This window comes from Rufibacter sp. JT3400010, assembly GCF_054956755.1.
This window is the reverse complement of record NZ_JBUDXA010000008.1, coordinates 74,108-89,889: the sequence shown is the minus strand read 5'-3', so window position 1 is coordinate 89,889 and position 15,782 is coordinate 74,108. Positions and strand designations below refer to the sequence as shown.

Here is a 15,782-nt window from a genome sequence, read left to right as displayed (position 1 = left end):
AAGCCTTTTTTCATGGCTGTTTCTGCCCTTCTGTGTTCTATGCGTAAGCGTTTCTGCTGTATATTCTTTTTAGTGCTTAGCCTGCTTGGGCTGCAAGAAGTCATTGCCCAGACCACGGGGCATACCATCTGGGTAAGCGGACAAGTGTTGCGGGAAGATACCAAAGCTCCCATTGCGGGTGCGTCTGTGTACCTCAAAAGCACCGGCGAAGGTCAGGCCACAGATGAAAAAGGAGCCTTTAGAATCAAGATTTCGGCCGCAGATACCTTGGTGTTCAGAGCCCTGGGGTTTGCCCAGAAAATCTACGTACCCTCGCTGCGCAGCGTCACCGAACTGCGGGTGAATATCTTGCTGCAACAGGAAAGCGTGCAACTGCGCGAAGTGAAAATATCGCCTTTGTCGCCGGAGAAGGTAGACCGGGTGCTCCGGAACATGAAGCCTCGGCCTGCGCCGCCCAAGCCCAGAATGAACGTGACCGTGCCCCGCATCATTATTCCGCCGGGACCGCCCGCGCCGCCAGATTTAATCACCAGCCCTTTGAGTTTCCTGTATGAGCAGTTTTCCAAAGAAGGCAGGCAGCGTACCCGCGTAGCCAAACTTATGGAGGAGCGCGAGCGCCAGAAAGAACTGGAACGCATCATGATACGGCAGGATTCCATCAGGCAGGCGCGCCTGCGCTACAACCGCTTTTTCAGAGACACCACCAGTTTCTATGACCCACGCTGGTAACCGGTTATCAACGGCCTGGTCCGGCAGGTCTTAATTATTTGCTTACCTTTGTGCCTGGTTTCAGGAGTCCATCACGCAAGACATAAAGAAAGTATGTATTTCAACAATGTTATAGAAGCCATTGGTAACACGCCACTGGTGAAGCTGAACAGCGTCACAGACGGTGTCAAAGCCACTGTGTTAGCGAAAGTAGAGTATTTCAACCCAGGCAACTCAGTGAAAGACCGTATGGCCCTGCGCATGGTGGAAGACGCTGAGAAAGCGGGTATCCTGAAACCGGGCGGAACCATCATTGAAGGCACCTCGGGGAATACCGGCATGGGTCTGGCTTTGGCCGCTATCGCCAAAGGCTACAAATGCATCTTCACCATGTCTGACAAACAGAGCCAGGAGAAGATTGATATTCTGAAGGCCGTGGGTGCCGAGGTTCGGGTGTGTCCTACCAATGTGGCCCCTGAGCACCCGGACTCCTACTACTCCGTAGCCAAGCGTCTGAACCAGGAGATTCCCAACTCGTTTTACCCCAACCAGTACGACAACCTCTCCAACACCGCCGCCCACTATGACACCAGCGGCCCCGAGATCTGGAAGCAGACCGACGGGAAGATCACAATGTTTGCGTGCGGCGTGGGCACCGGTGGTACTATCTGCGGCATCTCCAAATACCTCAAAGAGCAGAACCCAGACATTAAAGTGGTAGGCATAGACACCTATGGCTCTGTGTTCAAGAAATACAAAGAGACCGGCATTTTTGACGAAGAGGAAATCTACCCGTACGCCACTGAAGGGATTGGCGAAGACATCTTGCCCAAAAACGTGAACTTTGATTTAATTGATACTTTCATCAAAGTAACTGATAAAGACGGAGCCCTCATGACCCGCCGTCTGGCTAAGGAAGAAGGCCTCTTTGTGGGTTGGTCCTGCGGTTCTGCGGTACACGGTGCCCTGGAATACGCCCGAGAGCACCTCACCGAAAACGACACCCTGGTAGTGGTTTTACCTGACCACGGCACCCGTTACCTGGCCAAAATCTACAACGATGACTGGATGCGGGCCCAAGGGTATCTTGACTAATCCTTTCATTTTGAGGCTGTTTTCTCTAAAAAGTATCTGAAACGGCTGCCTGTACTAATCTCACAGGCAGCCGTTCCAATTATCAAAGAGAGCGGTTCTATAGTACCTTTAAAGGCAGTAACTTTGTGGCGCGAGTTACCGTTTTAAGCAAGTCATCCATCCCAACTCTAGACAGTGCTTCTTTTTCAAACTTCTTCACCTTCCATCGTTACTACGCCGTCTGAGGTTTCTGACCCCAATGGGTTGGTGCTGGTAGGAGAGATTCTGGTCGTCATCGCTTATTTTCTGGTAGCAGCCATACTGTTTTACCTGGCGCTTCGGCGCGATGACCGGGAGCGGAAAGTGGTGCTGGCGTTGTTTGGGGTCATTGCCCTCATGGGCGGTTCTGTGCACGCGCTCAATTTCTGGGGTTCGGCCCACAGTGAGGTACTGCTCACGCTCCGGTTGGTGTTTGGGGCCATAGCCATGATAGGCGCTTTTCTGCTGTTCAAGGCCATACCGGGCATGATTGCCATTCCCAGCCAGTGGCAGCTAAAGAAAACCAATGAAGATTTACGGGCGCAGGTAGAGGAGAAGGAAAGAGCTCAGATTGCCTTGCACGAGGCCCAGCAGGAACTGGAAGACCGGGTACTCAAACGCAGTGCGCAGGCTATTACCGCCACCCGGGAACTGGAACGCGAAGTGGAAAACCGCAAACGTGCCGAAAAGCAGCTCATCTCTAAAAACTACGAACTGGTCAAGAAGAACGCCGATCTGGACGACTTTGTCTACTACGCTTCCCGTGACCTGAAAGGGCCGGTGCTCAACGTAACTGGTCTGGTAGAAGCCGTAAGGGAAGAGTTGCCGCCCGATAACCAGGAACTGAACCACCTCTTCGCCCGGTTAGATGATTCCGTTTCCAGCATTCACCGCAAACTGAATAACCTGGCGGAGGTAAGCCGTATCCAGCGGCCAGTAGCCGAAGAGCATTTGCAGATGGTTTCGTTTGCCCGTGTGCTGGAGCAGGTAAAAGAAAGGATTGCGGAGCCTTTGCGCATCTCAGAGGCCCTCCTACAGACCGATTTCTCGGCCGCGCCAGAGGTTTTCTTCTCCAGAGACAACCTGTACAGCCTGCTGGTGAACTTGCTCTCCAATTCCATCAAATACCGAGATTCGGAACGGCCGCTGCACATTTCGCTTACCACCAGCCTGCAGGAACATTACTTGGTCTTAAAGGTGCAGGACAACGGCATAGGGATAGATTTAAACCAATACGGACAGCACTTGTTTTCTATGTTTCGCCGGTTTCATGACCACGTGGAGGGTAGCGGTGTAGGACTTTATATTATTAAACGCATCATGGACAACAGCCGCGGAAAAGTGGAGGTAGAAAGCGTTCTGGGAGAAGGAACCACCTTTCTGCTGTATTTTGTACGCCATGATCAACAGACCGGAACACGGATATGAAAAAATTGAAGGGCATCATGCTCATTGACGACGATGACACCAATAATTTCCTGAACCAGCGTTTGCTGAAAAGAATGGAAATCACTGATAAAATAAGGGAGTTCCGGAACGGAAAACAAGCCTTTGATTATCTTTACAACATAAGTGCGGAGCATTATGACGCAGCTTCGCCTGATTACTTTAAACCATCGCTTATTCTGCTGGACATCAACATGCCCGTCATGAACGGCTTCGAGTTTCTGTCCCTATTTGAAAAATTGGACGCCACTTTCCGGCAGGACATTGTGCTGGCCCTGCTCTCTACCTCAGAACATAACCAAGACACCGAGCGCGCCGCCGCCAGTAACATCGCCTACCTGACCAAGCCCCTCACCACCCAAAAAATGCAAGACCTACTAGACGCCTATTTCCAGAGCGAAGAAGAGTAGGCCCAAGGAAAAGAAGTCCAGAAACAGAACTTCTATATAAAAAGCCGATGGTTTAGGTGCCGTTTTTAGAAAACAGCGCCTAAACCATCGGCTTTTTTGTGGATTTAGTTAAGCACGGAAGTAAATCCGCTCCATAGAAGAACCTACAATGCGAGGTTTCGCTGCGGTGCAGGGAGGGTAGTCTGGAGACTACCCGTCATCAGTAGGCGCGAGTCAGAGACTCGCGCCAGCGGGAAAGAAACCACGCATATCTTTTTCCAGCCTTTCGGCTGAGCGCCTAGAGTTCGACCACCTCTGAGCGCTAGCGAAGCAGGTGAGGAGAAATCACAGCGCGAGGGCGGAAGGCGGGGCCTCGCGGCCGTGAGCGCTTACCGCAAAAGATGAAACAATAAAGTACCTGCACCCACGAAAACAACAGAGAATCTAAGGGAAAAGCGTAAGGCATGCACTAATAACCTATCAAAAATCGTATTTCAAAAAGATATGCACCATCACACTCATCCCCGCCAACATCAAACCAATGCCAATCAGCTTCTCAGAAGATTGCTGCGTGGGAGAACTGGTGCCTTTCATGGTTTTCCCCAGCAAAGCCCCCAGCGCAAAAGCCAGCATCAAAGGTAGGCTCCTACTCCAGTCAATATGTCCTAGCCAATAATGCGATGAAATGCCCGAAAGGCTGGTAATCACCAGAATAAACAAGGAAGTAGAAATAGCAATCTGAGACGGAATTTTAAATGCCCTGATCATGATAGGCGTCTGCAAGAAGCCCCCGCCAATCCCGAAAAGGCCCGCAATGGTGCCCGTACACAACCCAAAAAACGCCATGAGGCCCCCATTCAACCTGTAAGCCATGTGCTTGGGATGATTCTTCCGGATAAAAGACGTAGGCATCCGGTTGAGGCGGTACATCATGCCGCGCTCGCGCTTTTTCTTCTGTTTGTACGTGGCCAGCATGTAAACGCCCACCAGCAGCACAAACAGCGAGAACAGCACCTGCATCTGGAGCACCGGCATGTACGCCACCAGAAAAGCCCCAATCACGGTGCCAACCATGGCGGGGAACTGCAGCAAAGACGCCACCACGTAATCAATGCTTTTCTCCCGGAAATTGAAAATGGAAGACACTAAAGCGGCGGGGAGCAAGGCCGTCATGGCCGTCCCGATGGCCAACTCAATAGGGAACTGAAAAAAGATGATGAGAATAGGCACCATGAAAACTCCTCCCCCAAAGCCCACCATCGTCCCGAAGGCGCTGACCACAATTCCAACCAAGAAGAGGAGTACATCTGTTAACAAACCGGGTAGTGTTCTAAATGGCAATTACCAGCAAAAGAGCTTCTGAAACAGACGGTACTCTTTTCCATGAGTGAGTGTAGAAAGCTGAAAATCAAAGAAACCAACATCTGGCTTACCGTCCTACAGCCAGGAACGTTATTTCTCATCCAGGCTAGTGGTAGTAACGTCTACAAACGTAAAGTGCTGACCGTCAAACAAACCCTTGTCGCTCAGTTTCAGGGCTGGAATTACCAAAAGAGCCATAAACGACAAGGTCATAAACGGCGAGGTGAGGGTGCTGCCCAGTTCTTTGGCGGTACGGTCCAGTTTCGCGTACTGTTCGGCCACCCAATAGCCGTCCTCAGCAGACATGATGCCCGCCACCGGTAAAGGCAGGATTTCTTCCCTTCCTTCGGCTACCGCCGAAATACCGCCTTTGGCTTCAATCAGGAGATTGACCGCGCGGCACAGGCTTTCATCGTCGCAGCCTACGGCGATGATGTTGTGGGAGTCATGACCTACGCTGGAGGCAATGGCCCCGCTCTTCAACCCGAAGTTCTTGATGAAGGCTATGGCAGGTTCGGTGTTTTGGTAGCGGTTCACCACGGTCATCTTCAAGACATCCTGCGCCAGGTCACTCACAATGTTGCCGTTCTCTATTTTAGGGTCCAGCAGCAGCATGCCGGTTACCAGTTGCCCGTTGTACGGCTCTATCACGCGTATCTTCACCGCATCCTTAGCAGGAAACAGGAATTGCTCTACGGTCTTCGGCTGGGCGTGGAAGTTGTTGATGATTTCGCTGGGCGTGAATTCAATCTTGCTCTTCCCGTTCTCGGCGACCAGTTTCCCGTCTATATAGGTCCTGAGTACAGTGAAGTCTTCCAGGTTGTCAATGACAATAAAATCAGCGGGATCTTTTTCCTGGAGCAGGCCCACTTCCAGTTTGTAGTGTTGTACCGGGTTCACGCAGGCGGCTTGTAGCACGTGGAACAAATCATGGCCTTTGGCTAAAGCGCGTTTTACCAGTTCATTGATGTGGCTTTCCACCAGGTTGTCGGGGTGCTTGTCATCGGAGCAGAACATGATTTTGTCGGGATGCTCCGCCAGCAGTTCAATGAGGGCCTCGAAGTTTTTGGCGGCACTGCCTTCCCGGATGAGAATCTTCATGCCGGCGGTCAACTTATCCAGAGCTTCCTCGGCGGTAAAGCACTCGTGGTCGGTGGTCATGCCGGCGGCGGCGTAGGCTTTCGCTTCTTCGCCCCGCAGACCGGGCGCGTGGCCGTCTACCTGCTTGTCAAACTTCTGGGCCAGCGTGATTTTCTGCATCACCAGGTCATCTTGGTTCAGGACGCCGGGCCAGTTCATCATCTCGGCAAGGTATTTCACTTCAGGTCTTAGGAACAGTTCCTCAATGTCTTCAGGGGTAATTTCGGCCCCGGCCGTTTCAAAAGGCGTGGCGGGTACGCAAGAGGGTGCCCCGAAGAAGAATTTAAACGGCACTTTCTTGCCGTTCTCCAGCATGTACTCCACGCCTTGCAGCCCAAGCACGTTGCCAATTTCGTGCGGATCACTCACGGTAGCCACCGTGCCGTGCGGAACGGCCAGCCGCGCGAACTCAGACGGCACCAGCATAGAACTCTCCACGTGCACGTGTGCGTCAATGAACCCCGGCAAAATATAGTGTGTTTCGGTCACAGGCTCGCGCACGATGCGGGCAATCTGGCCATCCATGATCTCCAGGGTGCCTTGGTAGATTTCCTGGTGCAGGACGTCTATGATGTTACCGCTCAATTTGTAGAATCTGGATGAAGCCATGGTATGTTTTTAAGGAGTTTTCAGAAAAGTAATCCGGAAACGGGCGGGTGCGTAAAAACCCGTAGCGGTTCCGGCAGATTACGTATATCTTTGCAGTCAAAGTTAATGGATTTGAGAAAGATTTTTTCCCTGGGGTTGCTGTGGTGCCTGATGCTAGGGGCCGTTAGTCCGGCCTGTACGCGCAAAAACACCTTATTGAGTAAGAAAACCAAGAGTTTTCAGCGTCATCAACGCTCGGGCAAGGGAATTCCCTGCCCCACCAAAGATTGCTAATTACTATTTACCCTAAGGCACTGGTATGAAGAAGATTGTTGTAGCCCTAGACGGGCACTCTTCGTGCGGTAAGAGCACCACCGCCAAGCAAGTGGCACAAGAACTAGGCTACGCGTACATAGACACTGGTGCCATGTACCGGGCCGTTACGCTTTATTTTCTGGAGCATTATATAGACCTCACCAACCCCAAAAAGGTGCAGGAGGCCTTGGATAATATTGAAGTCACGTTCCACCGGAACGCCAAAACGGGTCGGAATGAGGTTTTCCTGAACGGGCTGAACGTAGAGGACGAAATCAGGAAAATGTACATTTCAGACAAGGTGAGCGAAGTGAGCGTACTGGCTCCCGTGCGCCACGCTATGGTTTCTGAGCAGAAAAAAATGGGCAAACGCCGCGGTGTGGTGATGGACGGCCGTGACATAGGAACCGCCGTTTTCCCAGATGCCGAGGTGAAAGTCTTCATGACCGCCGATGTGGAGATACGGGCCAAACGCCGCCAGCAGGAATTGTTCGAGAAAAAGCAGTTGGTGCCGTATGATGAGATTGTGGAGAACCTGAAGAAAAGGGACTTCATTGACTCTACCCGCGCCGAAAGCCCCCTTAAAAAGGCCGATGATGCCCATGTGCTGGATACCTCGCACATCACCATTGATGAGCAGGTAGACTTCGTGTTGGATTTAGTGGCCTCGGCGCTGCTGCAAAAAGAACTTGCTCAGTAAACCGGTTGTTAGCTAAGTATATGAACGTAACCATAGATAAAAATTCGGGCTACTGTTTTGGAGTAGAATTCGCTATTCAGATGGCGGAAGATGAATTGGAGGAAGTGTCTGAGTTGTACTGCCTGGGTGACATTGTGCACAACAGCATGGAAGTACAGCGTTTGTATAACAAAGGCTTACGCATCATTGACCGCGAGCAACTGGAGCAGTTGCACGACTGCAAAGTCTTAATCAGAGCGCACGGCGAACCGCCGGAAACCTACCAGACGGCCCTGCGCAACAACCTGGAACTGATTGACGCCTCTTGCCCGGTGGTACTCAAACTACAGAACCGCGTAAAACACGCCTATGACTCCGTCAAAGCCCACAACGGCCAGATTGTGTTGTACGGGCAGCAAGGCCACGCTGAGGTAATTGGTTTGGCAGGCCAGACCGGCAACGAAGCCATTGTCATCACCACCGAGGAAGACCTGGATCAGTTGGATTATACCCGGCCTATCACCCTTTTCAGCCAGACCACTAAAAGCACCAAAGGCTTTTACCGCATGAAAGAGCTCATTGAAGAGCGCGTAGCAGCGGTGCGGGCCAACGGCATAAAAGTATTTGACTTGGATGCCAATGACAGCATCTGCCGCCAGGTTTCTAACCGGGAGCCGCAACTGGACAAATTCGCGCAGCACCATGACGTGGTCGTTTTTGTGAGCGGCAAGAAAAGCTCCAACGGGAAAGCCCTCTACGCCGTGTGCCAACGGGTAAACCCCAGAAGCTACTTTGTAGAAAGCGCCGACGAACTTGATATGGACTGGTTTAAAGACGCAAACTCAGTAGGAATCTGTGGCGCCACTTCCACGCCTATGTGGCTCATGCAACAGGTGGCAGATGCCATTCAGGCCCAGCACCCGGTAATTGCATAATTCTTTTAAAACAAAATATTAGATACACAGTATATTTGAAAGCCTCGGAGACGGGGCTTTTTTACTATCTTTCTGTGTATGAAAAAGATCTTACGCTATTTTCTGAATGGCTTTCTTATTGTTGCGCCTATCTCCCTGACGGTCTACATCATTGTAGCCATCATCAACTGGCTGGATAATCTCTTTTACATGAAATACCCAGGCGTGGGCCTGACGCTCATCATCATTTTGGTGACCGTAGTAGGGTTTATAGGTTCCCATTTCCTGGTAAAGCCTTTCTTTGTCCTCACGGAGCGTATCATGAGCCGCCTGCCGCTGGTGAACATGATTTACTCTTCGCTCAAAGATCTTTTTGATGCCTTTGTAGGCGAAAACCAGAAATTCAACCAACCAGTGCTGGTGAAAATGACCCAGTATAATGATACCTATAAACTGGGCTTCGTGACGCAGCTTTCCATGGATGCCGTTCATTTGCCAGATAAAGTGGCCGTCTATTTTCCGCATTCCTACAACTTCTCCGGAGAGTTGTTTCTGATAGCACGTGAGAATGTGACTTATCTGGAAATCCCGAGCAGCGAGGTGATGAAGTTTGTGGTGTCTGGCGGCGTTTCTAAACTGTAAGTGCCATATTTAGGCTTCTAGTGGGGGGTGTATTAGCTCTTAATGACTCTATCTGTAAGTTAAAATGGTTCAAATTTACAACTTGGACCTACTATGGGCTGAAGTTCTCAACTTCAGTGAGGCGGCAGCCTCATGAAAGCCTCTTCTAAGGCGCGGAAGTAAATCCGCGCCTTAGAAGAGGCTTGTTAATTTTTTCCCTACAAGCTTATAGCCTTAAAGGGAACTGAATTCGTGGGAATTCCCGAGGTCATGTTAATTCGCCTTTGACATACAATGACATACACCGTATTGCATTGCTATGTCTCCAAGCCACGTCTTTAGCTAAAACAACTCCATTCTTCCATTTTTCCGTTAACTCTTCTTTTCTAAATGAGTATACCTAGATACATCTGTACAATTCCTGGAGAAAAGTAAAAAGGCGAAGTGATAGGAGAACCGGGAAAAGCCAATGCAAATTGAAAAAGCATGAAAAAGCTCCTCTCCGTTTTCCTTTTTTGCTGTTTGGTCGTAATTACGGCATTTCTGCTGCTTGGCGATCTGGAAAGATGGATGGAAGTTTCCTTAGGTACAGAGAAATCGCTCCAAACCTATGCTGTTTTAAGCTTCTTCTTTCTGGCTTCTGATGTGATCCTGCCGGTTCCCAACAGCTTGGTCATGATCTTGAACGGAAAAATGCTGGGCCTTTTCTATGGCACAGCGCTCTCCTTAACGTCAGGGCTTTTGTCTTCTGTGCTGGGCTTTTACATAGGCCGAAGCGCCAATTCTTACCTGGGCAAGTTCTTTTCCCGCAAGGAACAGGAAACCAGCAATGCGCTCTTTCTTAAGTTCGGGAATTGGGCCATTGCCCTTTCCAAAGCCCTGCCCGTCGTTTCAGAGGCGGTTTCTTTTGTAGCAGGCACCACCGCCACCTCTTTCAAGGATTTTCTGCTGTACTCTTTTGCCGGTCACTTACTTGTGTCACTGGTATATGCCTATGCGGGCAGCCAGTTACATGATTTCAGCCCATCTGTAGTGGCCGTTACCATTATGCTACTGGCTTTTCTGGTGAGCTGGACTGCTCAGGCAATCTTAAAGCGGAAAACAAAGCTCCTCAATACCTAAACCGTTTGATATGGCAACAGATTACGCTGAATTACGCAAGAACACCGGGTTCTCCATCTCCAAAACGGGGTTGAAAACCAGCACTGTCTCTGGGCAGGAATTGGAAAACTTTTTACCGCCCGCCCGGCCCTTGATAGACCCCGCAGACGTGGTGGTGCCTGAGGGGTATGTGGTGGAACCCATACTCATGGGTCTCTCTTTCCCCACAGATGTAGACATTGCCGAGGATGGTACCATCTATGTGAGCGAGGGCGGCAGTTCCTGGCCCACCCGCCCGTACATGCCCGCCCGGGTCATTGTGAAGAAGCCCTCTGGCGAGACCGAGGCGATCACCATGAACGTGCAGGCAGGCCCCAGAAGCGTTACCTACCGGGATGGGGAACTGTACCTAGCGCTCAAGGGTGGGTACCACATGCAGATTGTGACGTACAACCTGGAAACTGGCGAACTGAAGATCTTGATAGACCAGCTCCCGAGCGGGGGCTGGCATGAGCCGGGTGGCCCCATCTTTGGGCCAGACGGACTCATGTACTTTGGAAACGGGTCTGTCTCGCAGCAGGGGGTGTGCTTGCCAGCCGGTTTCACGGTAGACTTGGCCAAACACCCTAACGCCCATGATGTGCCGGGGCAGGACGTCACGCTCACGGGCAACAACGTCAGGAGCAGAGATCCCAGAATGCCGTACCCTTACCTGGTAGAGACCGGGGCGTTCAAGCCTTTCGCCACTCCTTCCAAAAAAGGCGAGGTAATCAAAGGCGAGTTGTTCTGCAACTCAGCGGTGTGGCGCTCTCGCCCCGATGGCACCGACATAGAACTGCTGGCCTGGGGCATCCGCAACCCCTTCGGGATGGCCATGAACGAGGCAGGCGAACTGTACGTCAGCGATAATGATTTTGAGGAGAAAGGCGAGCGGGCCATTTCCAACGACCCCGACCGCATCTGGCACATCAAAAAAGCCCGGGAACCCTTCGGATCAGTGAAAACCCCGGACTGGTACGGCTTCCCCGATATCTGCGGAGACGGCCTGCCCGTGAACCACGAATCGCATTTGCCCAGCCGTGGAACCCCCGCTGAGCTATTCATAGAAAACCCGCCTGAATGGGCCGGGCCTGCCGCTTTTCTGGAACAACCGCACTCCTGTATGTGCAAGATGGATTTCTCCCGGTCAGAGGCCTTTGGCTATAAAGGTGAATTGTTTGTGGCAGAGTGGGGATCCATTGCCCCGCTCAACTCACCCCGCCCGGAAGATATAGACCACGGCTTCCGGGTTATTCGGGTAGATGTGGAGAAAGGTACCGCTGAGTTGTTTATGCACAATAAAAAGATGGGGCCTGCCTCTGCGTCTGGTACAGGTGGTATTGAACGTCCGGTTTCCTGCAAGTTCAGTAAAGACGGGGAAAGTCTGTACGTACTGGATTTTGGTGTTACTAACATCACGCCGGGCAACATGCTAGCCTTTGCCCACACCGGTGTTTTATGGAAGATTTCCAGAAAGGAGGCTCAAAATGGCTAATGCAATGCAAACCCAAATTACCTTAATTGAACTGGACCAGGAAACCAGAGAACAACAGTTTGACCGTGCCAAACGCTGGTTTGACAATGTACTCCTGACCCAATCCTCTTGCCGCCAGTTGGTGGAAGACACCGTAGAGAAGATAGAGGAACCGCACATGAAGCAATATTTGGCAGAGATGGCCCTGCAGGAACGGGAACATGAAGAAAAGGCGCGGGAGCTGTTTGCCATCATCGGGCGGGAGCCGTCAGACATACGCCAGCTGTTGGGTCAGGTAGCCGGGAAAGCCCGCCAGGCTCTGGGCGATTTCATTGCCGTAACGGGCAGCGCCAAAGGCCCCTGGCAGGATTTGCTCCAGGTGTATCTGTCCAATTACAACTCCATGGGAGCTTTTGCGGTAGCAGAACAGCTGGGTCTGGCATTGGGGGTTCCGGCCATTGTAGACCATGTATTCCCGGTTATTGCAGAGAAGTCTACCAGTCAGCTGCTGTTACAGGAATGTGTGCTGGAAATGTGCTCTAAGTCCATCCTGTACCACGAAGGCTTTTAATCTGACTAACACCTAGGGAGCAAACTCAACGCAAACAAATTCTCTCCCCGACTTTAGCCAAGGAGGTATTTATTTCCTCAATACGTTTTCTCTCCAGAAATTGTGTACTGGTCAAAAAGAGCTTGATGGTTTTCAAGGCTTTACAAGTAAGAGGTTGGCTTCCACCTCCTCTTACTTGTAAAGCCTTGTTTTTTGCTATTCCCTTCTATCGAGTTCAAGTTCATAAAAATAGCGTCAACAACGCCTGAACGCTGGTTGCGCTCCCGTTAACATACATGTTAGAGCAGCGGGCTTTTAGATAATCTTGTGTTTTGTACGTCTACCTAAGGGAGAATCCCTTCTGTGGTAACATGCACAAGTGGGCATAAGCCGTTTTAGGCTTGATTCTTCAAAATAAGGTTAAAAACAGCTTTTTACATGCCTTCCTTTCAATGAATCTTCTCAAATCTGGAAAGAGTCTCTGCCTGAAATCAGAATTATGTGGTCTAAAAACTGAAATTCACTTGGGTTATGATATCTTTAACGGAAAGAAGTAGGGCTGGCGCGATTCTGGCATAAAAACCTGCCAGCCTGAGAACACGAATCTTACACCAACAGCTCCTCCAGATGAAACAATTCCTTGTTATTTCCATGAGCCTGCTCTCCATCTGCTCTTCGGGACAGAACCGGTCCGGTAACCCGCAGACGAGGGCTGGACAAGCTATCAATAACCGCACGCAGACCAGCCCTTTGAGTTTGACGTGGGAAGTTTTGGAGGAAAAATACCAAGGTAAGAACCAAACACTTTCGGTGCTTACGCTCAGGAATACGGGTACTGCCCCTTTGGCTGCCACTGGCTGGAGCCTATATTTCCATAGCACTCCATCGTTTAAGCCCAGAGAAGCAGAGGCGCCGGTGAAAACGGAGTCTATCAACGGAGATTTCCTCAGAATGGTGCCTACCTCCAGCTTCAAAGAACTGGCTCCCGGAGCTTCGCAGCGTATTGAGTTTGTAGCCGCCGGACAGATTATAAACGAGTCCAGAGCGCCCAGGGGCTTCTACCTGGTGTATGACCAGGACAAAACCAAAGGCCTCGCCATAGAGAATGTTCAAATTATAAAGCCTGCTAAAAACATGGTGGGCTGGTTGGAATCTAGAGACCTCTATGCGCAGAACAGCAGCATCAAAGATATTCCCGCCGAAAAGCTGACCAAAGTATTCCCCACTCCAGCGCAGTACAAAGAAACCGGGCAAGCCTTCACCTTAACCGCCGCGGTGCCAGTGGTGGCAGATAACGCGTTTCAGAACGAGGCGGCATTGTTGGCCACGCACCTGGGAACTATTTTCGGGAAGAAGCCAGAAGTAAAGACCACCGGAACGGGGAAAGCCATTCGGTTGCAGAAAAAGGAAGGGCTGGGTGCCGAAGCGTATGAACTAACGGTAAGTCCGCAGGAGATTGTGGTTTCGGCCTCTACGCCAACGGGTGCTTTCTATGGTACGCAGTCTCTAAAAACCTTGCTTCCGCCTTCGGCTTTAGCCAAAAAACAAACTTCTGTTGCTGTGCCCGGTGTGCAGGTGAAAGACGCGCCACGCTTTGGTCACCGGGCGTTCATGATGGATGTGGCCCGTAACTTCCAGAAGAAGGAAGAGGTGCTGAAGGTGCTGGACATGCTGGCGCTCTACAAGATAAATGTGCTCCATTTCCACCTGAACGATGACGAAGGTTGGCGCATTGAGATTCCGGGCTTGCCGGAACTGACGCAGGTGGGTGCCCGCCGCGGCCATACCATAGACGAAAAGAGCTTTTTGCAACCTGCTTTAGGGTCGGGGCCGGAGGTGAATCAATCCAGCGGCAGCGGCTACTATTCCAAGGCAGACTTTGTGGAGATTCTGCGGTACGCCAAGGCCCGCCACATTAAGGTGCTTCCTGAGATTGAAACGCCCGGCCACGCCCGCGCTGCCATTAAGTCCATGGATGCCCGGTATGAGCGGCTCATGAAAGAAGGCAAGAAAGCAGAGGCCGAGCAATACATGCTGCGTGATGTAAATGACAAATCGGTGTACCGGTCGGTGCAGTATTTCAATGACAACGTAATCAACGTGGCATTACCATCTGCCTATAATTTCCTGGAGAAAGTGACGGATGAACTGCTGGCCATGTACAAAGAAGCCGGAGCACCTATCCAAACTATCCACTTCGGGGGCGATGAGGTGCCTAGCGGCGTTTGGGAAAAATCACCGGTGGTGCAGAACCTGATGGCGGGTAATGCCAACGTGAAAAACGTGGATGACCTGTGGTACTACTTCTTCGGGAAGGTGAATGACCTGGTGAAGGCCCGCGGTTTGTACCTTTCAGGTTGGGAGGAAATTGGCCTGAGCAAAGTGCGAACCAACGGCCGGTTATCGTATGTCGCCAATCCAGATTTCGTGAAAGAGAATTTTCATGTGGATGTCTGGAATAACCAGGGAGCTAATATAGACTTGCCCTACAGAATGGCCAATGCCGGCTACAAGGTAGTGTTAACCAATGTGTCGCATTTGTACATAGACCTTGCCGCCCAACGCGAATACGATGAGTTTGGCCTGTATTGGGGAGGGTTTGTGGACGTAGACAAGCCTTTCTACTTTATTCCGTATGACTACATGAAAAGTATACGGGTGAACGATGACAACCAGCCACTTACTTCTACCGCTGCCTTCGCCAGTAAAGAACAACTGAAACCGGCCGCCCGCGCCAACATTGTGGGCCTGCAAGCACCACTCTGGAGTGAATTGATTACCTCGCCGGAACTCCTGGAATATAAATTATTGCCTAAAATATTAGGCTTAGCCGAAAGAGCCTGGGCACCAGACCCCACCTGGGCAACAAATCCAGAATCGGCCCAGAGCAAAGTGGCTTACACCCAAGCCTGGTCTGAATTTGTGAATGTACTGGGCAAACGCGAACTGCCGCGCCTGAACTATTATGCGGGTGGGTTCAAGTACCGTATTCCCACCGTGGGTGCTACAATCCAGAATGGCAAAGTGCTGGCCAATGTGCAAATGCCGGGCATGACCATCAGGTACACCACCAATGGCGCCATGCCCACCGTGCAAAGTAAGATCTACACCGGACCTATCGCCGAGAATGGCACCATTAAATTAGCCGCCTTTGATGCTTCTGGTAGAGCTAGTAGGGTAACTAGAGTGGAGAATAAGCAGTTACAGTAATTTTCCCTCGCTCGCCAGAGGCGAGCGAGGGTTTGGTGCCTGTTTGTAGTTTCTTTTCAGGACTACCAAATTACATAAGCGTTTCTGGGCTGATTCAATGAAATAAGCCCAGAAACGCTTATGCATCTTAGAG

The 15,782-nt window shown here is 51.0% G+C and carries 12 protein-coding genes and 1 pseudogene; 11 read left to right on the top strand and 2 right to left on the bottom strand.

What is annotated here, in order from left to right:
* Positions 1–72: 72 nt before the first annotated feature.
* From ACY0JR_RS10295 to ACY0JR_RS10280, 4 genes and pseudogenes are all read left to right on the top strand, one after another.
* Positions 73–729 (top strand): carboxypeptidase-like regulatory domain-containing protein, encoded by a 657-nt coding sequence (locus ACY0JR_RS10295; RefSeq protein ID WP_462633971.1) that lies wholly within the window; start codon positions 73–75, stop codon positions 727–729.
* A gap of 93 nt (positions 730–822) precedes the next feature.
* A pseudogene (locus ACY0JR_RS10290) lies at positions 823–1,800 on the top strand (PLP-dependent cysteine synthase family protein); the annotation flags it as partial.
* Positions 1,801–1,977: 177 nt separating this feature from the next.
* Entirely contained in the window at positions 1,978–3,249 is a 1,272-nt protein-coding gene (locus ACY0JR_RS10285; RefSeq protein ID WP_462633970.1) for a sensor histidine kinase, read from the top strand.
* Positions 3,246–3,677 (top strand): response regulator, encoded by a 432-nt coding sequence (locus ACY0JR_RS10280; RefSeq protein WP_462633969.1) that lies wholly within the window; start codon positions 3,246–3,248, stop codon positions 3,675–3,677. Before ACY0JR_RS10285 ends, ACY0JR_RS10280 begins: the two co-directional genes overlap by 4 nt.
* Positions 3,678–4,136: 459 nt before the next feature.
* Here ACY0JR_RS10280 and ACY0JR_RS10275 read toward each other — a convergent pair whose 3' ends face one another.
* Together ACY0JR_RS10275 and ade are read right to left on the bottom strand one after the other, a co-directional pair.
* Positions 4,137–4,997 (bottom strand): sulfite exporter TauE/SafE family protein, encoded by an 861-nt coding sequence (locus ACY0JR_RS10275; protein WP_462633968.1) that lies wholly within the window; start codon positions 4,995–4,997, stop codon positions 4,137–4,139.
* Positions 4,998–5,108: 111 nt separating this feature from the next.
* Positions 5,109–6,767, bottom strand: coding sequence for an adenine deaminase (gene ade, locus ACY0JR_RS10270; protein ID WP_462633967.1), 1,659 nt, complete (start codon positions 6,765–6,767; stop codon positions 5,109–5,111).
* Between the two features lie 298 nt (positions 6,768–7,065).
* Between ade and cmk the strand changes: the two genes are divergently transcribed.
* The 7 genes from cmk to ACY0JR_RS10235 all read left to right on the top strand — a co-directional run bounded on the left by cmk (position 7,066) and on the right by ACY0JR_RS10235 (position 15,649).
* Positions 7,066–7,761 (top strand): (d)CMP kinase, encoded by a 696-nt coding sequence (gene cmk / locus ACY0JR_RS10265; protein ID WP_462633965.1) that lies wholly within the window; start codon positions 7,066–7,068, stop codon positions 7,759–7,761.
* A 20-nt stretch (positions 7,762–7,781) separates the two neighbouring features.
* A complete protein-coding gene (locus ACY0JR_RS10260) occupies positions 7,782–8,675 on the top strand; it encodes a 4-hydroxy-3-methylbut-2-enyl diphosphate reductase (RefSeq protein WP_462633963.1) in 894 nt (297 codons plus the stop codon).
* A 78-nt stretch (positions 8,676–8,753) separates the two neighbouring features.
* Entirely contained in the window at positions 8,754–9,296 is a 543-nt protein-coding gene (locus tag ACY0JR_RS10255) for a DUF502 domain-containing protein (protein ID WP_462633962.1), read from the top strand.
* A gap of 465 nt (positions 9,297–9,761) precedes the next feature.
* Positions 9,762–10,397 carry a TVP38/TMEM64 family protein gene (locus tag ACY0JR_RS10250; protein WP_462633961.1) on the top strand — a complete coding sequence of 212 codons (636 nt, stop codon included), beginning with the start codon at positions 9,762–9,764 and terminating at the stop codon, positions 10,395–10,397.
* Positions 10,398–10,407: 10 nt separating this feature from the next.
* On the top strand, positions 10,408–11,910 hold the full coding sequence (locus ACY0JR_RS10245; RefSeq protein ID WP_462633960.1) for a PQQ-dependent sugar dehydrogenase: 1,503 nt from the start codon (positions 10,408–10,410) through the stop codon (positions 11,908–11,910).
* Positions 11,911–11,914: 4 nt separating this feature from the next.
* Entirely contained in the window at positions 11,915–12,460 is a 546-nt protein-coding gene (locus tag ACY0JR_RS10240) for a hypothetical protein (RefSeq protein ID WP_462633959.1), read from the top strand.
* Positions 12,461–13,066: 606 nt separating this feature from the next.
* Positions 13,067–15,649, top strand: coding sequence for a family 20 glycosylhydrolase (locus tag ACY0JR_RS10235; protein ID WP_462633958.1), 2,583 nt, complete (start codon positions 13,067–13,069; stop codon positions 15,647–15,649).
* Positions 15,650–15,782: the final 133 nt, after the last annotated feature.

Excerpts from the sequence above, each read along its gene's own strand:
- ACY0JR_RS10280 (WP_462633969.1), top strand. The coding sequence starts at position 3,246 with ATGAAAAAATTGAAGGGCATCATGCTCATTGACGACGATGACACCAAT.
- ade (WP_462633967.1), bottom strand. The coding sequence starts at position 6,767 with ATGGCTTCATCCAGATTCTACAAATTGAGCGGTAACATCATAGACGTC.
- cmk (WP_462633965.1), top strand. The coding sequence starts at position 7,066 with ATGAAGAAGATTGTTGTAGCCCTAGACGGGCACTCTTCGTGCGGTAAG.
- ACY0JR_RS10260 (WP_462633963.1), top strand. The coding sequence starts at position 7,782 with ATGAACGTAACCATAGATAAAAATTCGGGCTACTGTTTTGGAGTAGAA.
- ACY0JR_RS10255 (WP_462633962.1), top strand. The coding sequence starts at position 8,754 with ATGAAAAAGATCTTACGCTATTTTCTGAATGGCTTTCTTATTGTTGCG.
- ACY0JR_RS10250 (WP_462633961.1), top strand. The coding sequence starts at position 9,762 with ATGAAAAAGCTCCTCTCCGTTTTCCTTTTTTGCTGTTTGGTCGTAATT.
- ACY0JR_RS10245 (WP_462633960.1), top strand. The coding sequence starts at position 10,408 with ATGGCAACAGATTACGCTGAATTACGCAAGAACACCGGGTTCTCCATC.
- ACY0JR_RS10240 (WP_462633959.1), top strand. The coding sequence starts at position 11,915 with ATGCAAACCCAAATTACCTTAATTGAACTGGACCAGGAAACCAGAGAA.
- ACY0JR_RS10235 (WP_462633958.1), top strand. The coding sequence starts at position 13,067 with ATGAAACAATTCCTTGTTATTTCCATGAGCCTGCTCTCCATCTGCTCT.